We start from the raw sequence: 16,188 nt of genomic DNA on the forward strand, positions 1-16,188 counted from the left end.
CCTGCTCGCCGCGGGGTTCCGGCTCCGCGGAGCCGGCCGGCGGCGGTCGGATCAGCCGCGGGACAGGCGCGCGTAGCGGGCCCGGTGCTGGTCGGCGGAGCCGAACTCGTACTCGATCGCGGTGAGCCGCTTGAAGTAGTGCCCGACCGCGAGCTCCTGGGTCATCCCCATGCCGCCGTGCAGCTGCACCGCGCTCTGCCCCACGAACCGGGCCGCGCGGCCCACCGTCACCTTGGCGGCGGACACGGCCCGCGCCCGCTCGGCCGGCTCCGAACCCAGCCGCAGCGTCGCCAGGTAGGTGGCCGAGACCGCCTGCTCCACCTCCATGTGCATGTCGACCATCCGGTGCTGCAGCGCCTGGAACGACCCGATCGGCTGCCCGAACTGCCGGCGCTCCCGCGCATAGGCGACGGTGTCGGCGAGCACCGTCCGCAGGCATCCGACCGCCTCGGCGCACACCGCGGCGACCGCCTCGTCGAGGGCGGGCGCGAGCAGGTCCCAGCCCCGGTCCTCCGCACCGAGCAGTGCGGTGGCGGGCAGCCGGACGTCGTCGAACACGAGGTCCGCGGCGTGCCGGTCGTCGACGGTCCGGAACGGGTCGATCCGCAGCCCGGCCGGCGGGTCGTCGACGTCGACCGGCACGGCGAACAGCGAGATCCCGTCGAGCCCGCGCCGCCCGCCCGAGGTGCGGGCGCTGACGAGCAGGTGGGTGGCCTGCGGCACCCCGGGTACGACGACCTTCGTGCCGCTCAGCACCCAGTCCCCGCCCGAGCGGCGGGCCGTGAGCGACACGTCGTGCGCGGTGTGCCCCGATCCCGGCTCGGCCAGCGCCGGTGCGATGCGGACCGAGCCGGCGGCGACACCCTTCAGCACGTCGGTCGCGCCCGCGCGGCCGAACACGCCGCCACCGAGCACGACCGTGTCCGCATAGGGCTCGACGACGAGCGCGCGGCCGAGCTGCTCCGCGACGACCATGACCTCGACCGGGCCGCCGCCCGAGCCGCCGGCGTCCTCCGGCAGTGCTGCGCCGAGGATCCCCAGGTCGTCGGCGAACGCCTGCCAGATCGAGGGCTGCCACCCGGCGTCCGACCCGGCGATCTCGCGGCTGCGCGCGAGGTCGTAACGGGCCGCGAGGAACCCGGCGAGCGTGTCGCGGAGCTGCTCCTGCTCCGAGGTCAACAGGAAGTCCATCTAGAGCCCCAAAGTCGCCTTCGCGATGATGTTGCGCTGAATCTCGTTGCTGCCCGCGTAGATCGTCCCGGCCCGGTCGTTGAGGTAGCGCAGCGGCGCGACCGCCTGCCACTCCTCGCCGCTGAGGTAGCCGTCCGCCGGTGGGACGAAGCCCGCGACCGGGCCGCCGGGCCGGGTCGCGTGCGGCTGGTAGGCGCGCCCGCGCGGGCCGGCGGCCTCCAGCAGCAGCTCGGTCAGGGTCTGGCTGAGCTCGGTGCCGAGGATCTTCAGCATCGACGACGCCGTCCCCGGGTTGCCGCCCTCGGCCGCCGTCGAGAGGACCCGGAACTCCAGGATCTCGAAGACGTCGATCCGGATGCGGGCGTCGGCCAGCTTCGCCGCGAAGTCCGGTGAGTCGATCAGCGGGCGCCCGTCCGGGCCCGGCTGACCGCTCGCGGCGCGCGCCACCTCCCCGGCCGTCACCTGCAGCCCGGGCGCGACCGCCGCGCCGCCCCGCTCGAACTCGAGCAGGTACTTCGCGACGGTCCAGCCGTCGTCGACCGAGCCGATCACGTTCGACAGCGGCACCCGCACCCCGTCGAAGAACTCCTGGTTCTGGATCTGCTCCCCGGAGGTCATGACCAGCGGCTGGACCTCGATGCCCGGCGAGGTCATGTCGATCAGGAGGAACGTGATGCCCTGCTGCTTCTTCCCGGTCCGGCTCGTCCGGACCAGGCAGAACATCCAGTTCGCCTCGTGGGCGTGGGTGGTCCAGATCTTGCTGCCGGTGCAGACGAGATCGTCGCCGTCGACGACGGCGGACATCGACAGCGAGGCGAGGTCGGAGCCCGCCTCCGGCTCGGAGTACCCCTGGCAGAAGAAGATCTCGCCGCTCAGGATCCGGGGGAGGAAGTACGCCTGCTGCTCGGGCGTCCCGAACTCGACGATCACGTGGGCGACCTGCGAGATCCCCATCGGCGACAACGGCGGCGCTCCGGCGAGGACCGACTCGCGGGAGAAGATGTAGTGCTGGGTCAGGGACCAGTCGCAGCCGCCGTGCTCCACCGGCCATGCCGGGGCGGCCCAGCCGCGCTCGTGGAGGACCGCCTGCCACCGCATGCTCGCCTCGTGGTCGGCGTACACGCTCGTCATCAGCCGGCCGGCCCGGCGCAGGTCCGGGGTGAGCTTCTCGTCGAGGAACGCGCGGACCTCGTCCCGGAAGGCGAGATCGGCCGCTGACCACTGGAGATCCATCTCTGCTGCGCCACTCCCTCGCTCGCCGGTGCCGCCGCAACCTAACACGTATAGGTTGGCCCGCGGGAACGGTGGACAAACGGGTCGCCCCGAGGCGATGCTCCGGCTGTGGAGGTCCGACATCTCCGGTACTTCGTGGCCGTGGCCGAGGAGGCGAGCTTCTCCCGTGCGGCCGAGCGGCTCGGCATGGCCACCTCCCCGCTCAGCAGGCGGGTGCGGGACCTGGAGGGCGAGCTCGGTGTGCGGCTGTTCGTCCGCGACTACCACCGCGTCACGCTGACCGACGCCGGTCGGGCGCTCGTCGACGAGGCGCGCGGGATCGTCGAGCGCCTCGACGCCCTCCCCGGGCTGCTCCCCCCGGTGGCGTCGCGGGGGACGGTCGTCACCGTCGGGACGGCGCCCGAGGTGTCGGCGGACCTCCGCTCCCGGTTCCTCGCCCTGGTCCGCGCCGAGCGCCCGGGGCTCGTCGTGCGGCAGCGGCCCGCCAGCACCGCCCCGCTCGTGCGGGCGGTGCTCAAGGGCGAGGTGGACCTGGCCTTCGTCCACGGCCGCGTCGACGATCCGCGGCTGTCGTCGGCCGTCGTGGAGTCCCAGCCGGTCCGGGTCGTCGTGGCGCAGGGGATCGGCTTCGACGGGCGGGACTCGCTGCGGCTCGCCGAGCTCGCGCACCTGCCCTACACCTCCCTGAAGGCGTCGTCGGCCCCGTTCGTCGCGCCCGCGGCGGACACCCTGCTCGCCCGGCACGGTGTCGCGGGCCGGCTGCCGGTGCAGGCCACGCACGCCGAGCTGGTGCCGATGGTCTCGGCGGGCGAGGCCTTCACGATGTGCGGTGCCCGGTTCGGGGCGACCCGCAACGTGTTCCTCCAGGAGCCGGTGCTCCTGCTCCCCTTCGAGGACGACCGCGAGCGGTTGGAGACCCACGCCGTCTGGCGGGCCGACCGGGGCGGTCTCCTGCACGGGCTCCCCGCGCTGTCGCGTTGCCTCCGCACGTGACCGGATCGGTCATCCGCAGGTCGCCGACGTGGTCGTGGACACGCTTCACCTAACGCCAATAGGCTTCGCGCACTCGCGGTGACGGGGCCGGGGGTGTGGTCCCGCTGTGGCCCCGGCCGTTCGATCGAAGGGGTGCCGTCCATGGGCAGGCTCGAGGGCAAGGTCGCTTTCATCACCGGGGCCGCGCGGGGGCAGGGGCGCGCACACGCCGTCCGGCTCGCCGAGGAGGGGGCCGCCATCGTCGCGGTGGACATCTGCGAGCAGATCCCCACCGTCTTCTACCCGATGGCGACCAAGGAGGACCTCGACGAGACCGTCGCGCTCGTCGAGGCCGCGGGCGGACGGATCGTGGCCCGGGTCGCCGACGTGCGCGACCGGGCCGCGCTGGAGGCCGCCCACGAGGCGGGCGTCCGGGAGTTCGGACACGTCGACACCGTGCTGCCGAACGCCGGGATCATGCCGGTGATCAACGAGGGCGAGCAGCGACAGGCCTGGTTCGACGGCATCGACACGCTGCTCACCGGGGTCTGGCAGACCATGGAGGTCTGCCTCCCGTCGATGATCGAACGCGACCGTGGCGGGTCGATCCTGATCACCAGCTCCGCGGCGGGCCTGTCCAGCATCGGGCTGAACACCCTGCCCGGGCAGGCGGCCTACTCGGCGGCCAAGCACGGCGTCGTCGGCCTGATGCGGCTCTACGCCTCGCAGCTGGCGAAGCACTCCATCCGGGTCAACACGGTGCATCCCACGGGTGTGGACACGCCGATGGTCGCCAACGCGGCCTACGGCGAGTTCGTCGAGCGGTTCCCCGAGATCGCAGGCAGCCCCAACTACCAGAACCCGATGCCGGTCCCGCTCATCGAGCCCGTCGACGTCAGCAACGCGCTGGTCTACCTGGCCTCCGACGAGGCCCGCTACGTCACCGGCGTGACCTTCCCGGTCGACGCCGGCTACCTCAACCGCTGAAAGGAAGACGTCGTGAACGTCCGTGACGAACTGCTGATCGACGGCGAGTGGCGCAAGCCGGCGTCGTCGGTACGGATCCCCGTCGTGTCGCCCTCCACCGACGAGGTGATCGGCGAGGCCCCCGACGCGAACGCCGACGACGTCGACGCCGCCGTGCGGGCGGCCCGCCGCTCGTTCGACGAGGGCGTGTGGCGGCTGCGGCCGGTCGCCGAGCGGGCCGAGGTGCTCGAGCGCGCGCTCGGCCTGATCGAGCCGAAGCTCGACGAGATCGGCAGGCTGGTGGCCGCGGAGATGGGGCTCCCCACCGCCTTCGCCGGGATGCAGATCCCGGGCGCACTGGCCGTCGGGAAGTACTTCCTCGACGTGGCACGCGACAGCCCGCTCTCCGAGGTCCGGCAGACCATGTACGGGCCGGCGGCCGTGGTGAAGGAACCGGTCGGTGTCGTCGCCTCGATCGCGCCGTGGAACGGCCCGTTCAACATGGCCGTCTCGAAGATCTGGCCGGCGCTGGTCAGCGGGTGCAGCGTGGTCTACAAGCCCGCGCCCGAGACCCCGCTCGACGCGTACTACATCGCCGAGGCGCTGGTCGAGGCCGGTGTCCCGGCCGGGGTGTTCAACTACGTCACCGGCGACCGCGACGCCGGGCGTGCCCTCGTCGCGCACCCGGGTGTGGACAAGGTCAGCTTCACCGGGTCGACGGCGGCCGGCGGCCAGATCGGGCAGGAGTGCGGCGGGAGCTTCAAGCGCCTGCAGCTGGAGCTCGGCGGGAAGTCCGCGGCGATCGTGCTCGACGACGCCGACCTCACCACGACCATGACCGGCCTCGCGACCGGCTCGTTCTTCAACACCGGCCAGGTCTGCGCCGCCTACAGCCGGGTGCTGGTGCCGGGCGGCCGCTACGACGAGGTCGTCGGCGCCCTCGTGGCCACCGCCGAGTCGTTCGTGGTCGGCGACCCCTTCGACCCGGCGACGACCATGGGCCCGCTGGTGTCGAAGCGCCAGCAGGAGCGGGTGCTCGGCTACGTCGAGGCGGGCAAGGCCGAGGGCGCTTCGGTCGCCACCGGCGGCGGGGTGCCGGCCGGGCTGGAGAAGGGCGCCTTCATCCAGCCCACCGTCTTCACCGGCGTCGAGAACGGGATGCGGATCGCGCAGGAGGAGATCTTCGGCCCGGTCGCGTCGGTCATCCGCTACGAGACCGTCGACGAGGCGATCGCGATCGCGAACGACTCCGAGTACGGGCTGCACGGCGCCGTGTTCACCGCCGACCCGCAGCGGGCGGCCGACGTCGCCCGCCGGGTCCGGACGGGCACCTTCAGCGTCAACTCCTTCACCTACAACACCGAGGCGCCGTTCGGCGGGGTGAAGCGCTCGGGCGTCGGCCGGGACACCGGTGCGGAGGCCGTCGAGTCGTACTACGAGCTGAAGACCGTGAACCTCACCGAGGACATGACCCCGCTGTTCTCCTGACACTCCCCGGGGCGCCGGTCCGCCGGCGCCCCGGACCCGTCCGTCCCACCGCGCCCTGGAGGATCCCGTGAGCGGCACCGTCGTCGACGCCCTGACCTGGTGGGTGCGCACGGTCCCGGACCATCCCGCCGTCGACCTCGACGGCGACGTCCTGACCTACGCCGAGCTCGACACCTGGGCCGACGGCGTCGCCGCCGTCCTGCGCGGGCACGGCGCGGCGCGGGGCGACCGGGTCGGGATCGTGGGCACCAACAGCCTCGAGTGGTGTGTCGCGGCGGTCGCCGCCTGGAAGATCGGGGCCGTGGTCTGCGGGTTCAACCAGCGTTTCCTCGCCGCCGAGCTCGGGGCACTGGTGTCGCTGTGCGAGCCCGCGGTCGTGTTCGGCGACGCCGCCCACCTGCCCGTGCTGGAGGAGGTGCGGCGTTCCGGGCCGGAGTTCACCGTCCTAGGGCTCGACGACGCCGTCACGGCGGCCCGCGGTGGGGAGCACGACCCGGCCCCGGCGTTCGGGGCCGAGCCCGACGACCCGACCTCGATCGTCTTCACCAGCGGCACGACGGGCACGCCGAAGGGCGTCGTGTTCACCCACCGCATGATCGCCGGGATCATGCACGAGTGGTCCCTGGGCGAGCGGGTCGGGCCCAACGACCTGCGCGTCCTGCTCGTCCTGCCGATGTTCACCGCGGCGGGCGTCGTGTGGGGGCTCTCCCGGAGCCTCGTGCAGGGCGGGACGATGTACCTCCAGCCGGGCTTCGACCCGCCCCGGGCGCTGGAGGTGCTGCAGGAGGCCCGGATCACCACCTTCACCGGCCCGCCGATCCTCTTCGAGCAGATCTCCCGGGTGCCCGGGTTCGAGCGGGCACGGCTGGACCACCTCACGACCGCGTGGGTCGGCGGTGCCCGGGTCCCGGTGCCGCTGCTGGAGAAGTGGCGCCCGCGCGGGGTCGCGCTCCGCCAGCTGTACGGGCAGACCGAGATCGGCGGCACCGCCACCGCGATGTCCGCGGAGGGGCGCTGCGGCATCCCGACAAGTGCGGCTGGGGCGGGCCCTTCACCCGCATCCGGGTCCTCGACCCCGACGGGCGGGACTGCGCCGTGGGCGAGGTCGGGGAGATCGTCATGCGCGGGCCGGGCATGTTCCCCGGCTACTGGCGCAACGAGGAGGCCACGAAGCAGGCGCTGCGGGGTGGCTGGCTGCACACCGGCGACCTCGGGACGCTCGACGCCGAGGGCCTGCTCACCTACGTCGACCGGATGGGCGAGATGATCAACTCCGGCGGCCTGAAGATCTCGCCGGCCGAGCTGGAGACGGTGATCGCCCAGGTCCCCGGGGTGATCGAGGTGGCCGTCGTCCCGGTGCCCGACGCGAAGTTCGGCGAGACGTCGGCCGCGGTCGTCCACGTCGACGGGGACCTCGCCCCGGCCGACCTGGTCGCGTACTGCAACGAGCGCCTCGCGGACTACAAGGTGCCCCGCTACGTGGTCACCCACGACGGGCCGCTGCCGCGGATGGCGAGCGGGAAGATCGCCAAGCGCGACCTGCGTGCGGTCTGCGCCGACGCGCCCGAGCGCTTCCCGAAGGTCCGCTGAGGGCTCACGACCCGGTGCCGTGCTCGTGGGCGGACAGCCACGCCCGGTGCTCCGGCGATGGCGAGGCACGCTCCCGGACGGCGAGGTGCCCGCTGCCCAGCCGCCCGCCGCAGCGCCAGGTCCCGTAGGTCTCGGTGGCGAAGTGTCCACCGTCGTGGGTGGACACCCCCGAGAGGTCCGTCTCGCCGGTGAACTCGTAGCCGTGCCCGGAGCCGGTCCACACCTGCAGGCGGGCGGTGAGCGGGGTGTGCCCGTCCTCCGCCGTCACGATCCGGTTCGCCACCCGGACGACGCCGTGCCGCACCCCGCCGTCGACGACGTAGCCGTAGTCCCCGCGGCCGCGCCGGTCGCTGGTCATGGCGTAGACGACGGCGAACAGGTCCTCCCCGAAGGTCAGGTGCCCCCAGCGGTAGGTCGCGGCGAGGTCGCCGTAGTCGCGCGGGCCCCAGGAGTGGTCGTGGAAGGCGAACGCGGTGGCGGTCCCGCCGTCCGGGAACGTCGCGGCGACCCGCCCGAAGACCTCGTAGTGACCGGTCCCGGGCGAGCGGTAGTCCGAGATCGTGTTCCCGCGGGGCGCCAGCGGCTCGGTGAACCCGGTGAAGGCCAGCTCCACCTGCGGCAGCCGGGTCGTGTACTCGCGCAGCGGGACCGTGGTGCTCACGTCCAGCGGGCCGGCCCGGAACTCCGCGGGGTCGTAGTCGTCCATCGGGACGTTGAGCGACTGGTAGCGCTCCAGCACCTCGCCGCCGCGGGCGACCCAGCTCTGCACACACGCACGCCCGCGTGCGGGCTGGAAGTCGACGTGGTGGTACCCGCCGGAGCGGGTGAGCGGGTCGTACCAGGAGGTCAGCCAGGACTCCTGCCAGCCCGGCACGTCGCCGTCGGGGTGGTGCCGGTGGTGGTCCTCGGGGGTGTAGCTCACGCGGGGTCCTCCAGACGCGCGTCGATCCGGTCCAGCAGCCTGCGGACGCTGCGGGGGTCGTCGTCGCCGGGGACCGGCAGCCCGGCGCGGGCGCGGTCGGCGAACGCCCCGGCCCGCAGCAGCGCGAGCTGGTACAGGGCGAACACCTCGTGCCAGCGCAGGTCCACGACCGGCAGGCCGGTGCCTGCCCGCCAGCGGTCGAGCGTCTCGTCGCGCGTCCCGAGCCCGGGCAGGCGGTCGACGCCGGCGTCGGTGCTGTGGTTGCGGTCGAACATCAGCCACCAGGCGAGGTCGACCGTCGGGCCGCCGAGCGAGACCATCTCCCAGTCCAGCACCGCGGTGCACCGGGTCCCGGCGAATAGCATGTTGCCCAGCCGGGCGTCGCCCCAGGACAGGCCGGCGGGCGCGTCGGCCGGGACGTGCGCGCGCACCCAGTCGCGGACGCCCGCCAGCGGCCCGAGCGGCGCCCGCTCACCGACCCAGTCCGCCATCCGCTCCCAGTACCGGACCAGCGGGACCGGCCCCGGTTCCAGGAAGTCCACGGTGGACACGTCGGCCCGGTGCAGCCGGCACATCTGGTCGAGCGCGTCCTGCCAGAGCGCCCGGCGCGCGTCCGCGGGCAGGTCGTGCAGCGGACCCGCGGTGTTGTAGTTCGGGTAGTCGGGCGGGACGAACCCGGCCACCCGCTCGGTCACCAGGAACGGGGCACCGAGGACCTCGCCGGTGGGGTCGACGCCGTACACGGCGGGCACCGGCACCGCGGTGTGCGCGGCGACCCACCGCAGCGCCGCCGCCTGCCGCTCCAGGTCGGGATCGAGGTAGGCGGCCGCCTCCGGGACCGTCAGCCGCACGACGATCCCGCGGGTGCCCCGGGTGGTGCGGCACTCGGCCAGGACCGTCTCGTTCGCGGTGCCCGCGCCCTCGGCCGGGCGGGTCCGCTCGACGGCCAGGACGCCGTCGAGGGCACCGTGCGACCGCAGCCAGTCACCCAGCCGCCGTTGCAGGTCGTCGAGGTCGCGGCCGGTGCGGCGGAGCAGGTCGACGGCCACGTCAGCCGGTCCGTTCCGCGACCCGCCGCAGGCCGGCGAGCGACCGGCCGATGTTGTCGCGCTGGAACTCCGCGAACGTGTGGCCGCCGGTCACGATCCGGTCCACGACGGCGGCGACGACGTCCGGCCAGGGGCGCTCGTCGGTCCACGTGAGACGGACCCGGGTGGCGGTGCCGTCCGGTTCGAGCTGGTACCGCCAGGCCGCGTTGCGGATCCGGAGCGACGGGGACCGCAGGCCCCAGTCGCGGGCCGAGAACCCGAAGCGGCGCCCGGGCTCGACCTCGGTGACGACGCAGCGCGTGGTCCACCGCAGCGGCCCGCGGCGGTTGCTGCCGACGAAGGCGTCGCCGACCGCCGGGGTGGAGCCGGCCGGGAGCGTGGCCCCCGTGTTCTCCGGGCTCCACTCCGGGTAGCGGGCCGGTTCGGCGACGAGCCGCCAGAGCGCCTCGGGGGAGGCCTCGACGTGGATCTCGTCGCTGATCGTGCGTGACCGCGGCATGGCCGGTCTCCTCGCGTCGGCGCCGGGGAACGACCGCAGTGTACGAGACAAACGACGAAGTCCATCATCTGTCCGGTCCGGTCGGCCCGGAACACCGGATCGCTGCGCCGGTCGTACGGGGACCGACCCGCGGGCGGGATCAGGAGGAGTGGACCACCACGCTGCGCAGGGTGCTGCCGTCGTACATCGCGGCGTATCCCTCGTTGATCTCGTCGAGGGTGAAGGTGCGGGTGACGAGCTCGTCGAGCTTGAGGGCGCCGGCGCGGTACAGGTCGAGCAGCGCCGGGACGGCCTGTGCCGGTGACCAGGAGCCGTAGAGGCAGCCCTGGATGCGCTTCTGGTACATGGGCAGCTGGGCGAGGTCGAGCGGGACCGCGCCGGCGTCGCGGCCGGGAACCGCGGTGGCGACCACGGTGCCGTCCTTCCGCACGGCGTCGAACGCCTGGGCGATGTAGGTGCCCTTGAGCGTGCTGGTGGTCACGACCGCGACGTCCGCGCCCTGCCCGTTGGTCAGCGAGCGGGCGAGCTCGGTGGCCTCCTCCATCGACCCCAGCGCGTCGGTCGCGCCGAAGGACAGTGCGCTCGCGCGCCGGTTCGGCAGGGGATCGACGGCGATCACGCGGACGGCACCGGCGTGCGCGGCACCCTGCACGGCGTTGATCCCGAGCCCTCCGGTCCCCATGACGATCACGACGTCGCCGGGCCGGACACCACCCGCGTTGACGGCGGAGCCCCAGCCGGTCGGTACCCCGCAGCCGACCAGGGCCGCGGTGGTCAGCGGGATGTCCGTGCCGATGGGGATGCAGCAGTGCTCGGGTACGACACCGAACTCGGAGAACGTGCCCACGAAGGACGCCTGCGCCACGTCGCGACCCTGGTGGTGCATCCGGAAGGTGCCGTCGAGCATGGCGCCGCGCCCGATCAGGGCCCCCAGGTCGCAGAGGTTCTGCATCCCGCTCGCGCACCATCGGCAGCGACCGCAGCCCGGCAGGAACGAGGTGACCACGTGGTCACCGACCTTCAGGGTGGTCACCCCCGGGCCGACGGCCTCGACGACGCCCGCCCCCTCGTGCCCGCCGCAGTAGGGCAGCACCTGGGTGGCGCTGTCCCCGGTCGCGTGGTGCTCGTCGGAGTGGCAGAGCCCGGACGCCGCGTAGCGCAGCAGGACCTCGTTCGCACGGGGCCCGTCGATGTCCACCTCGTGGACCTCCCACTTGCCGGGGACCTCCATCAGCAGTGCGGCCCTGCTCTTCATCGCGACTCCTCGCGGACTCGGTGGTGGGTGTGGGGGACGTCGGGGTACAGATCGCGGACCCGGCGGCGGGCGATCTTCCCGCTGGCCATGCGGGGCAGCGGCTCTGCCCGGTGGATCACGTAGCGGGGCACCTTGTAGCCCGCCAGCCTGTTCCGGCAGTGGGCGACGACGGCGGCGGCGTCGGGGACCGCGTCGCCGTGGACGACGGCGGCCGGGGTCTCGCCGAACCGGTCGTCGTCGACCGGGATCACGCAGACCTCGTCGACCCCCGGCAGTCCGGCGATCACGTTCTCGATCTCGGAGGGGGCGATGTTGTAGCCCCCGGAGATGATGAGGTCCTTCATCCGGTCGACCATGCGGATCAGTCCGGACCCGTCGGCCACCCCGAGATCGCCGGTCCGGAACCAGCCGTCGCGCCATGCGGCCGCGGTGGCCTCGGGCTTGCGCCAGTAGCCGGGGGTGATGGAGGGGCCGCGGGCGACGATCTCGCCCTCCTCACCGGGCCTGCAGTCGCTGCCGTCCTCGCGTACGACACGGTGCGGGGTGAACACCGAACCCCGCCCGATCGCCTCCGGATGGGCGACCGCCTCCTCCGCCGGGTTCATCGACGACAGCCCGTGCAGCTCGGTCATCCCGTAGGACTGCCGGAGCACGACACCCTTCTCCAGCCACAGCCGGAGGTTGTCGGGGGAGACCCGGGCACCGGCCACGGTGGCGAGCCGGACGCAGGACAGGTCGGCGTCGGCGAACTCCGGGACCGCCGACATCTGCTCGAACAGAAGCGGGACCCCGCAGGCGACCTCGACGCGCTGCTCGGCGATCCGCCGCAGCATCGCCACGGCGTCGAACCCGCGCTCGTAGAAGAGGGTCATGCCGCGGGTGAGCGGGTGCAGCACGTGCCAGGGCAGTCCCGGCATGCCCGACATGGAGAGGACGTAGATGATCCGCCCGCCGGGGCGCATCACCGGCTCGGTCACGGCGAACTCGGTCACGAAGCTGACGAACCCGCGGTGGGTGATCGTGACGCCCTTCGGCTCCGAGGTGGTCCCGGAGGTGTAGACGATGACGGCGACGTCGTCGGGTGACACCGCAGGCGGGGGCAACGGGTCGGTGGGCGGGGAGTCCGGCGCAGGGCGCTGCTCCGCGAACGACTCCATCGACAGCAGCCGGATCGGCGCGTCACCGATCGCCTCGCTCATCGCCGGGCGGACGGTCGCGTCGGCGACGACGGCGACGGCGACGGGTTCGGCGTCGCCGAGCTGGTAACGGAGCTCGGCCGCGGTGAAGCGGTTGTTGAACGGAACCGCGACGGCGCCGAGTTTGAGCGCGCCGATGGCGGAGACGATCCACTCGAGCTGGTTGGCGCCGCCGAATCCGACGCGATCCCCGGCGCGTACGCCGGTGCCGGCGAGCCGGCGGGCGGCGTCGTCGGTCCAGCGGTCGAGGACCGCGTAGCCGACCTCGTCGGTGCCGTCGAAGACGACGGCCGGTCTGTTCGGGGTGGTGCGCGCCCACCATCGGACGCCGTCGGTGATCGTTCGATTCTCCCGGTGGTGGTCAGGAGAGCGCGGAGCCGTCCGCGCGGATGCGGGGACGACCGGCGTCCGCACTCCTGTGTGCGGTGACGACCTACAGAGCGGAGCGCGTTCCGGATCGGAACGCGGGCGAATGATTCTTACCTTATGGCGGTAGGTAGTACTGGTCAAGACATGGGTGTGTTCCGGTTCACCCGGCGTTGTCGATACCGCGCAGGAACGTGCGGATCGACTCCGCCCACAGTGCCTCCGGCGCCAGCCGGTTGGCGGCCACGGCCCGCGCCATCGCAGGCTCTTCCAGGGGGTCGACGTGCGGGAACGTCTCCCTGCGGGTCCCCGGTCGTTTCATCGCCTCGGTCAGGGCCGCGCCCAGTGTGAAGCGGTCCAGCGCGTCGAGGACCAGGACCTGCAGGTGCGTGGGGACCCCGGCGTCCGCCAGTAGTCGTGCCGACACCTCGTAGACCGGTGCGAGCACCTCGCGCGGCATGAACTCCAGCAGTACGGGCGCCGCGTTGGCGTGCCGGAGCACGGTTCGCCGGAAGTTCAGGCTCTGGGTGACGAGGTACTCGATCCAGTCCCTGGCGTCGCGCTCGCGCGGACGCGGGGTCTCCAGGACGATCGCCCGTGCGACCTCCTCCAGGATCGAGGCCTTGTCCGGGAAGTGGTAGTAGAGCGACGGCGCCTGCACCTCCATGTCCCGGGCCAGCCGCTTCAGGCTGAACGCCTCCAGGCCCTCCGCGTCGATGATCGCCAGGGCGGCGGAGACGATGGACGCGGGACTCAGCAACGGCTGGGCGGGACGCGGCATGGCAGGAGTATGGCGCACCGTTCTGGATCGAACTGCGAGACATACCTATTGTCGTAAGGTTAAGCGGCCCGTCGCGGCCGCACGCCGGTCGTCGACGAGGGAGTCCTCATGGGTGTGCTGGACGGGCGGATCGCCCTGGTGACCGGCGGGTCGTCCGGGATCGGGCTCGCCTCGGCGGTGGCGCTGGCGGCCGCGGGCGCCGACGTCGGCATCGCCGACCTGGACGTGGACGGTGGTGAGGCGGCAGTGGCCCGGATCAGGGCCCACGGGCGCCGCGCGGTGTTCCAGCGGGTCGACGCGACGGACGAGACGCAGGTCGCGGGCGTCGTCGGCCAGGTGGTGGCCGAGCTGGGCGGGCTCGACCTGGCGCTGAACAACGTCGGCCGCGGGGAGCTCGGGCGCACCGTGACGACGACGTCGCTGGAGAGCTGGAACGCGATCATCGGCCGGTCCCTGACCTCGACCTGGCTCGCCATGAAGTACGAGATCCCGGCGATGGCGCAGCGCGGCGGCGGGGCGATCGTGAACATGTCGTCCAGTGCCGGGGTCAGTCCTCAGATCACGGCCTCGCCCGCCTACGCCGCGGCCAAGGCCGGCGTCGTGCACCTGACCTGCTACGCCGCGCGGCAGTACGCGGACCAGGGGATCCGGGTCAACGCGGTGGCTCCGGGGCTGACTCTGACGCCACGGGTCGAGCAGTGGTTCGCGCCCGACGCGATCGCGGACGAGGTCGCCGAGAGCCAGTTCGTGCACCGCGCCGCGGCGCCGGAGGAGGTCGCTGCGGCGGTGGTCTACCTGTGCTCGCCGGCGGCCGCGATGGTCACCGGGCACACCTTGCCGGTCTCCGGCGGGGTCCGGTGACCGACGGTTGACAGATCTTAAACTATACCCGTAAGGTAAAAATCATCGCCCGGCTGGCGCATCTGTGCCAATGATCTGCGCGGCGAATCCTTCTCACCCGCGATTGTCCGACGAGGGGGAGTGTCTCGTGAGTCTCGAGCTCTACATCGACGGTGGGTGGATCGCGTCCGCCGCCACCGAGTGGATCGAGGTGCTCGACCCGGCGACCGGGAAGCCGCTCGCCGACGTGCCGGCCGGGGATGCCGCCGATGTCGACCGTGCCGTCCGCGCGGCTCGCCGGGCGCTCCCGGACTGGGCGGCGACCGCACCGCCGGAGCGGGCGGCGTTCGTCTCCCGCCTCGCGGACGAGCTGGAGCGCCGAGGGGACGAACTGACCGGGACCGTGGTGTCCGAGGTCGGCAGGCCCCGGCGGACCGCGCGCTGGGCGCAGGTCGGCCTGGGTGTCCTTGACCTGCGCGAGGCGGTGACGGCGGCGGCCGGCTTCCCGTGGGAGCAGCCGCTGCGCAACTCGGTGGTCGTGCGGGAGCCGGTCGGCGTCGTCGGTGCCATCACGCCCTGGAACTACCCGCTGCACCAGATCACCGCCAAGATCGGGGCCGCACTCGTCGCGGGCTGCACGGTCGTCGTCAAGGCCAGCGAGGTCGCCCCCCCTCACCGCGAACCTGCTGGCCGAGGCGGTCGACGCGGTGGGCGTACCGGCCGGGGTGTTCAACCTCGTCCACGGGTACGGCCACGTCGCGGGGGAGGCACTGGTGCGCCACCCCGACGTCGACATGGTCAGTTTCACCGGCTCGAACGCCGTCGGGAAGCGGATCATCGAGCTCTCCTCGGGCACCGTGAAACGGGTGTCGCTGGAGCTCGGCGGCAAGAGCGCCGCCGTGCTGCTGCCGGACCTCACCGACGAGGAGTTCGCGAGGGCGGTGCCGCACACGGTGCGGGCCTGCTACATGAACGGCGGTCAGTCCTGCAACGCGCAGACCCGCATGCTCGTCCCGCGCGAGCGCCTCGCCGTCGCGGAGGAGCTGGCGAAGCGGGCGGCCGAGTCCTACGTCCCGGGCGACTCGGCCGCGGACGCCACCAAGCTGGGCCCGCTGGTCACCGCGGACCAGCGTGACACGGTCCTCGGCTACGTCCGGACCGGCGTCGCCGAGGGCGCCCGCCTGGTCACCGGCTCGACCGAGCCGCTGGACGGGCCCGGCTACTTCGTGGCGCCCACGGTGCTCTCCGACGTCGCGCCGGACGCGACCGTGGCGCAGGAGGAGATCTTCGGGCCGGTGCTGTCGATCATCCCGTTCGACACCGAGGACGAGGCCGTCGAGATCGCGAACGGCACGATCTTCGGGATCGCGGGCGCCGTCTGGTCCACCGACACGGCCCACGCCGAGGTCGTCGCCCGGCGCATCCGGGCCACCCAGATCGAGGTCAACGGCGGCGGCTTCAACGGTGCTGCGCCCTTCGGTGGCTTCAAGCAGTCCGGGCACGGCCGCGAGGGCGGCGCGTTCGGGCTGGAGGAGTTCGTCGAGATCAAGAGCATGCAGTTCCGTCCCGCGTCCTGACCTGTCCTGTCCACCCGAGAAGGACCCACCACCATGGCCGACCCCGGGCTCTACCCTGCCTTCCCCTATGACGCCGAGACCGCGGCGGGCCTGGCCCGCACCATGTTCGACCACCTGGACAACGGCACCACCGACATGGCGCCCGGCGTCCTGGAGATCGACCCGGGCGTCTACCGCGATCCGGAGCTCGCCGCCCGTGAGCGCGCCGAGCTGTTCGGCTACGTCCCGATCATCGCCGCGCACGGCACCGAGCTGCCGAAGCC

15 protein-coding genes and 1 pseudogene are annotated in these 16,188 nt (G+C 72.9%); 8 read left to right on the plus strand and 8 right to left on the minus strand.

The features are described from left to right. Nucleotides 1–51 precede the first annotated feature (51 nt). Nucleotides 52–1,191 (minus strand): acyl-CoA dehydrogenase family protein, encoded by a 1,140-nt coding sequence (locus Ae150APs1_RS20860; RefSeq protein ID WP_075299765.1) that lies wholly within the window; start codon nt 1,189–1,191, stop codon nt 52–54. Further along, entirely contained in the window at nt 1,192–2,424 is a 1,233-nt protein-coding gene (locus Ae150APs1_RS20865) for an acyl-CoA dehydrogenase family protein (protein WP_075299767.1), read from the minus strand. It abuts the gene before it with no gap. A gap of 108 nt (nt 2,425–2,532) precedes the next feature. On the opposite strand from Ae150APs1_RS20865, the gene Ae150APs1_RS20870 reads away from it, so the two are divergent. The 5 genes from Ae150APs1_RS20870 to Ae150APs1_RS34690 all read left to right on the plus strand — a co-directional run bounded on the left by Ae150APs1_RS20870 (nt 2,533) and on the right by Ae150APs1_RS34690 (nt 7,440). Beyond that, nucleotides 2,533–3,417 (plus strand): LysR family transcriptional regulator, encoded by an 885-nt coding sequence (locus Ae150APs1_RS20870; protein WP_075299769.1) that lies wholly within the window; start codon nt 2,533–2,535, stop codon nt 3,415–3,417. Nucleotides 3,418–3,558: 141 nt separating this feature from the next. Further along, nucleotides 3,559–4,383: a mycofactocin-coupled SDR family oxidoreductase gene (locus Ae150APs1_RS20875; RefSeq protein WP_060573815.1), complete on the plus strand. Its 825-nt coding sequence runs from the start codon at nt 3,559–3,561 to the stop codon at nt 4,381–4,383. 12 nt (nt 4,384–4,395) lie between these two features. After that, nucleotides 4,396–5,850, plus strand: coding sequence for an aldehyde dehydrogenase (locus tag Ae150APs1_RS20880; RefSeq protein WP_075299771.1), 1,455 nt, complete (start codon nt 4,396–4,398; stop codon nt 5,848–5,850). A 67-nt stretch (nt 5,851–5,917) separates the two neighbouring features. After that, nucleotides 5,918–7,117: a long-chain fatty acid--CoA ligase gene (locus tag Ae150APs1_RS20885; protein WP_212567237.1), complete on the plus strand. Its 1,200-nt coding sequence runs from the start codon at nt 5,918–5,920 to the stop codon at nt 7,115–7,117. Beyond that, nucleotides 7,114–7,440, plus strand: a complete 327-nt coding sequence (locus Ae150APs1_RS34690) for a hypothetical protein (RefSeq protein WP_249266582.1) — start codon at nt 7,114–7,116, stop codon at nt 7,438–7,440. The genes Ae150APs1_RS20885 and Ae150APs1_RS34690 overlap by 4 nt, the downstream gene beginning before the upstream one ends. A 4-nt stretch (nt 7,441–7,444) precedes the next feature. On the opposite strand, the gene Ae150APs1_RS20890 is transcribed toward Ae150APs1_RS34690, so the two are convergent. The 6 genes from Ae150APs1_RS20890 to Ae150APs1_RS20915 form a co-directional block, all read right to left on the minus strand. Beyond that, on the minus strand, nt 7,445–8,362 hold the full coding sequence (locus Ae150APs1_RS20890; protein WP_075299773.1) for a hypothetical protein: 918 nt from the start codon (nt 8,360–8,362) through the stop codon (nt 7,445–7,447). After that, nucleotides 8,359–9,411 (minus strand): phosphotransferase family protein, encoded by a 1,053-nt coding sequence (locus Ae150APs1_RS20895; protein ID WP_075299775.1) that lies wholly within the window; start codon nt 9,409–9,411, stop codon nt 8,359–8,361. The genes Ae150APs1_RS20890 and Ae150APs1_RS20895 overlap by 4 nt, the downstream gene beginning before the upstream one ends. 1 nt (nt 9,412) lies before the next feature. Continuing rightward, on the minus strand, nt 9,413–9,910 hold the full coding sequence (locus Ae150APs1_RS20900) for an SRPBCC family protein (RefSeq protein WP_075299777.1): 498 nt from the start codon (nt 9,908–9,910) through the stop codon (nt 9,413–9,415). A gap of 139 nt (nt 9,911–10,049) precedes the next feature. Continuing rightward, the gene (locus tag Ae150APs1_RS20905; protein ID WP_075299779.1) at nt 10,050–11,165 is read right to left on the minus strand and encodes an NDMA-dependent alcohol dehydrogenase; all 1,116 of its coding nucleotides are present in this window, start codon (nt 11,163–11,165) and stop codon (nt 10,050–10,052) included. Then, a complete protein-coding gene (locus Ae150APs1_RS20910; protein ID WP_139317002.1) occupies nt 11,162–12,775 on the minus strand; it encodes an AMP-binding protein in 1,614 nt (537 codons plus the stop codon). Before Ae150APs1_RS20910 ends, Ae150APs1_RS20905 begins: the two co-directional genes overlap by 4 nt. Nucleotides 12,776–12,890: 115 nt before the next feature. Continuing rightward, nucleotides 12,891–13,508 carry a TetR/AcrR family transcriptional regulator C-terminal domain-containing protein gene (locus Ae150APs1_RS20915; protein WP_075299781.1) on the minus strand — a complete coding sequence of 206 codons (618 nt, stop codon included), beginning with the start codon at nt 13,506–13,508 and terminating at the stop codon, nt 12,891–12,893. A 108-nt stretch (nt 13,509–13,616) separates the two neighbouring features. On the opposite strand from Ae150APs1_RS20915, the gene Ae150APs1_RS20920 reads away from it, so the two are divergent. The 3 genes and pseudogenes from Ae150APs1_RS20920 to Ae150APs1_RS34390 all read left to right on the plus strand — a co-directional run bounded on the left by Ae150APs1_RS20920 (nt 13,617) and on the right by Ae150APs1_RS34390 (nt 15,925). Beyond that, nucleotides 13,617–14,369 carry an SDR family oxidoreductase gene (locus tag Ae150APs1_RS20920; RefSeq protein ID WP_075299783.1) on the plus strand — a complete coding sequence of 251 codons (753 nt, stop codon included), beginning with the start codon at nt 13,617–13,619 and terminating at the stop codon, nt 14,367–14,369. A 70-nt stretch (nt 14,370–14,439) separates the two neighbouring features. Then, a pseudogene (locus tag Ae150APs1_RS34385) lies at nt 14,440–14,937 on the plus strand (aldehyde dehydrogenase family protein); the annotation flags it as partial. A 118-nt stretch (nt 14,938–15,055) separates the two neighbouring features. After that, nucleotides 15,056–15,925, plus strand: a complete 870-nt coding sequence (locus tag Ae150APs1_RS34390; protein WP_254849436.1) for an aldehyde dehydrogenase family protein — start codon at nt 15,056–15,058, stop codon at nt 15,923–15,925. The last annotated feature ends 263 nt before the right edge of the window (nt 15,926–16,188 follow it).

The sequence above is a fragment of the Pseudonocardia sp. Ae150A_Ps1 genome (assembly GCF_001932315.1).
Taxonomy (GTDB): domain Bacteria; phylum Actinomycetota; class Actinomycetes; order Mycobacteriales; family Pseudonocardiaceae; genus Pseudonocardia.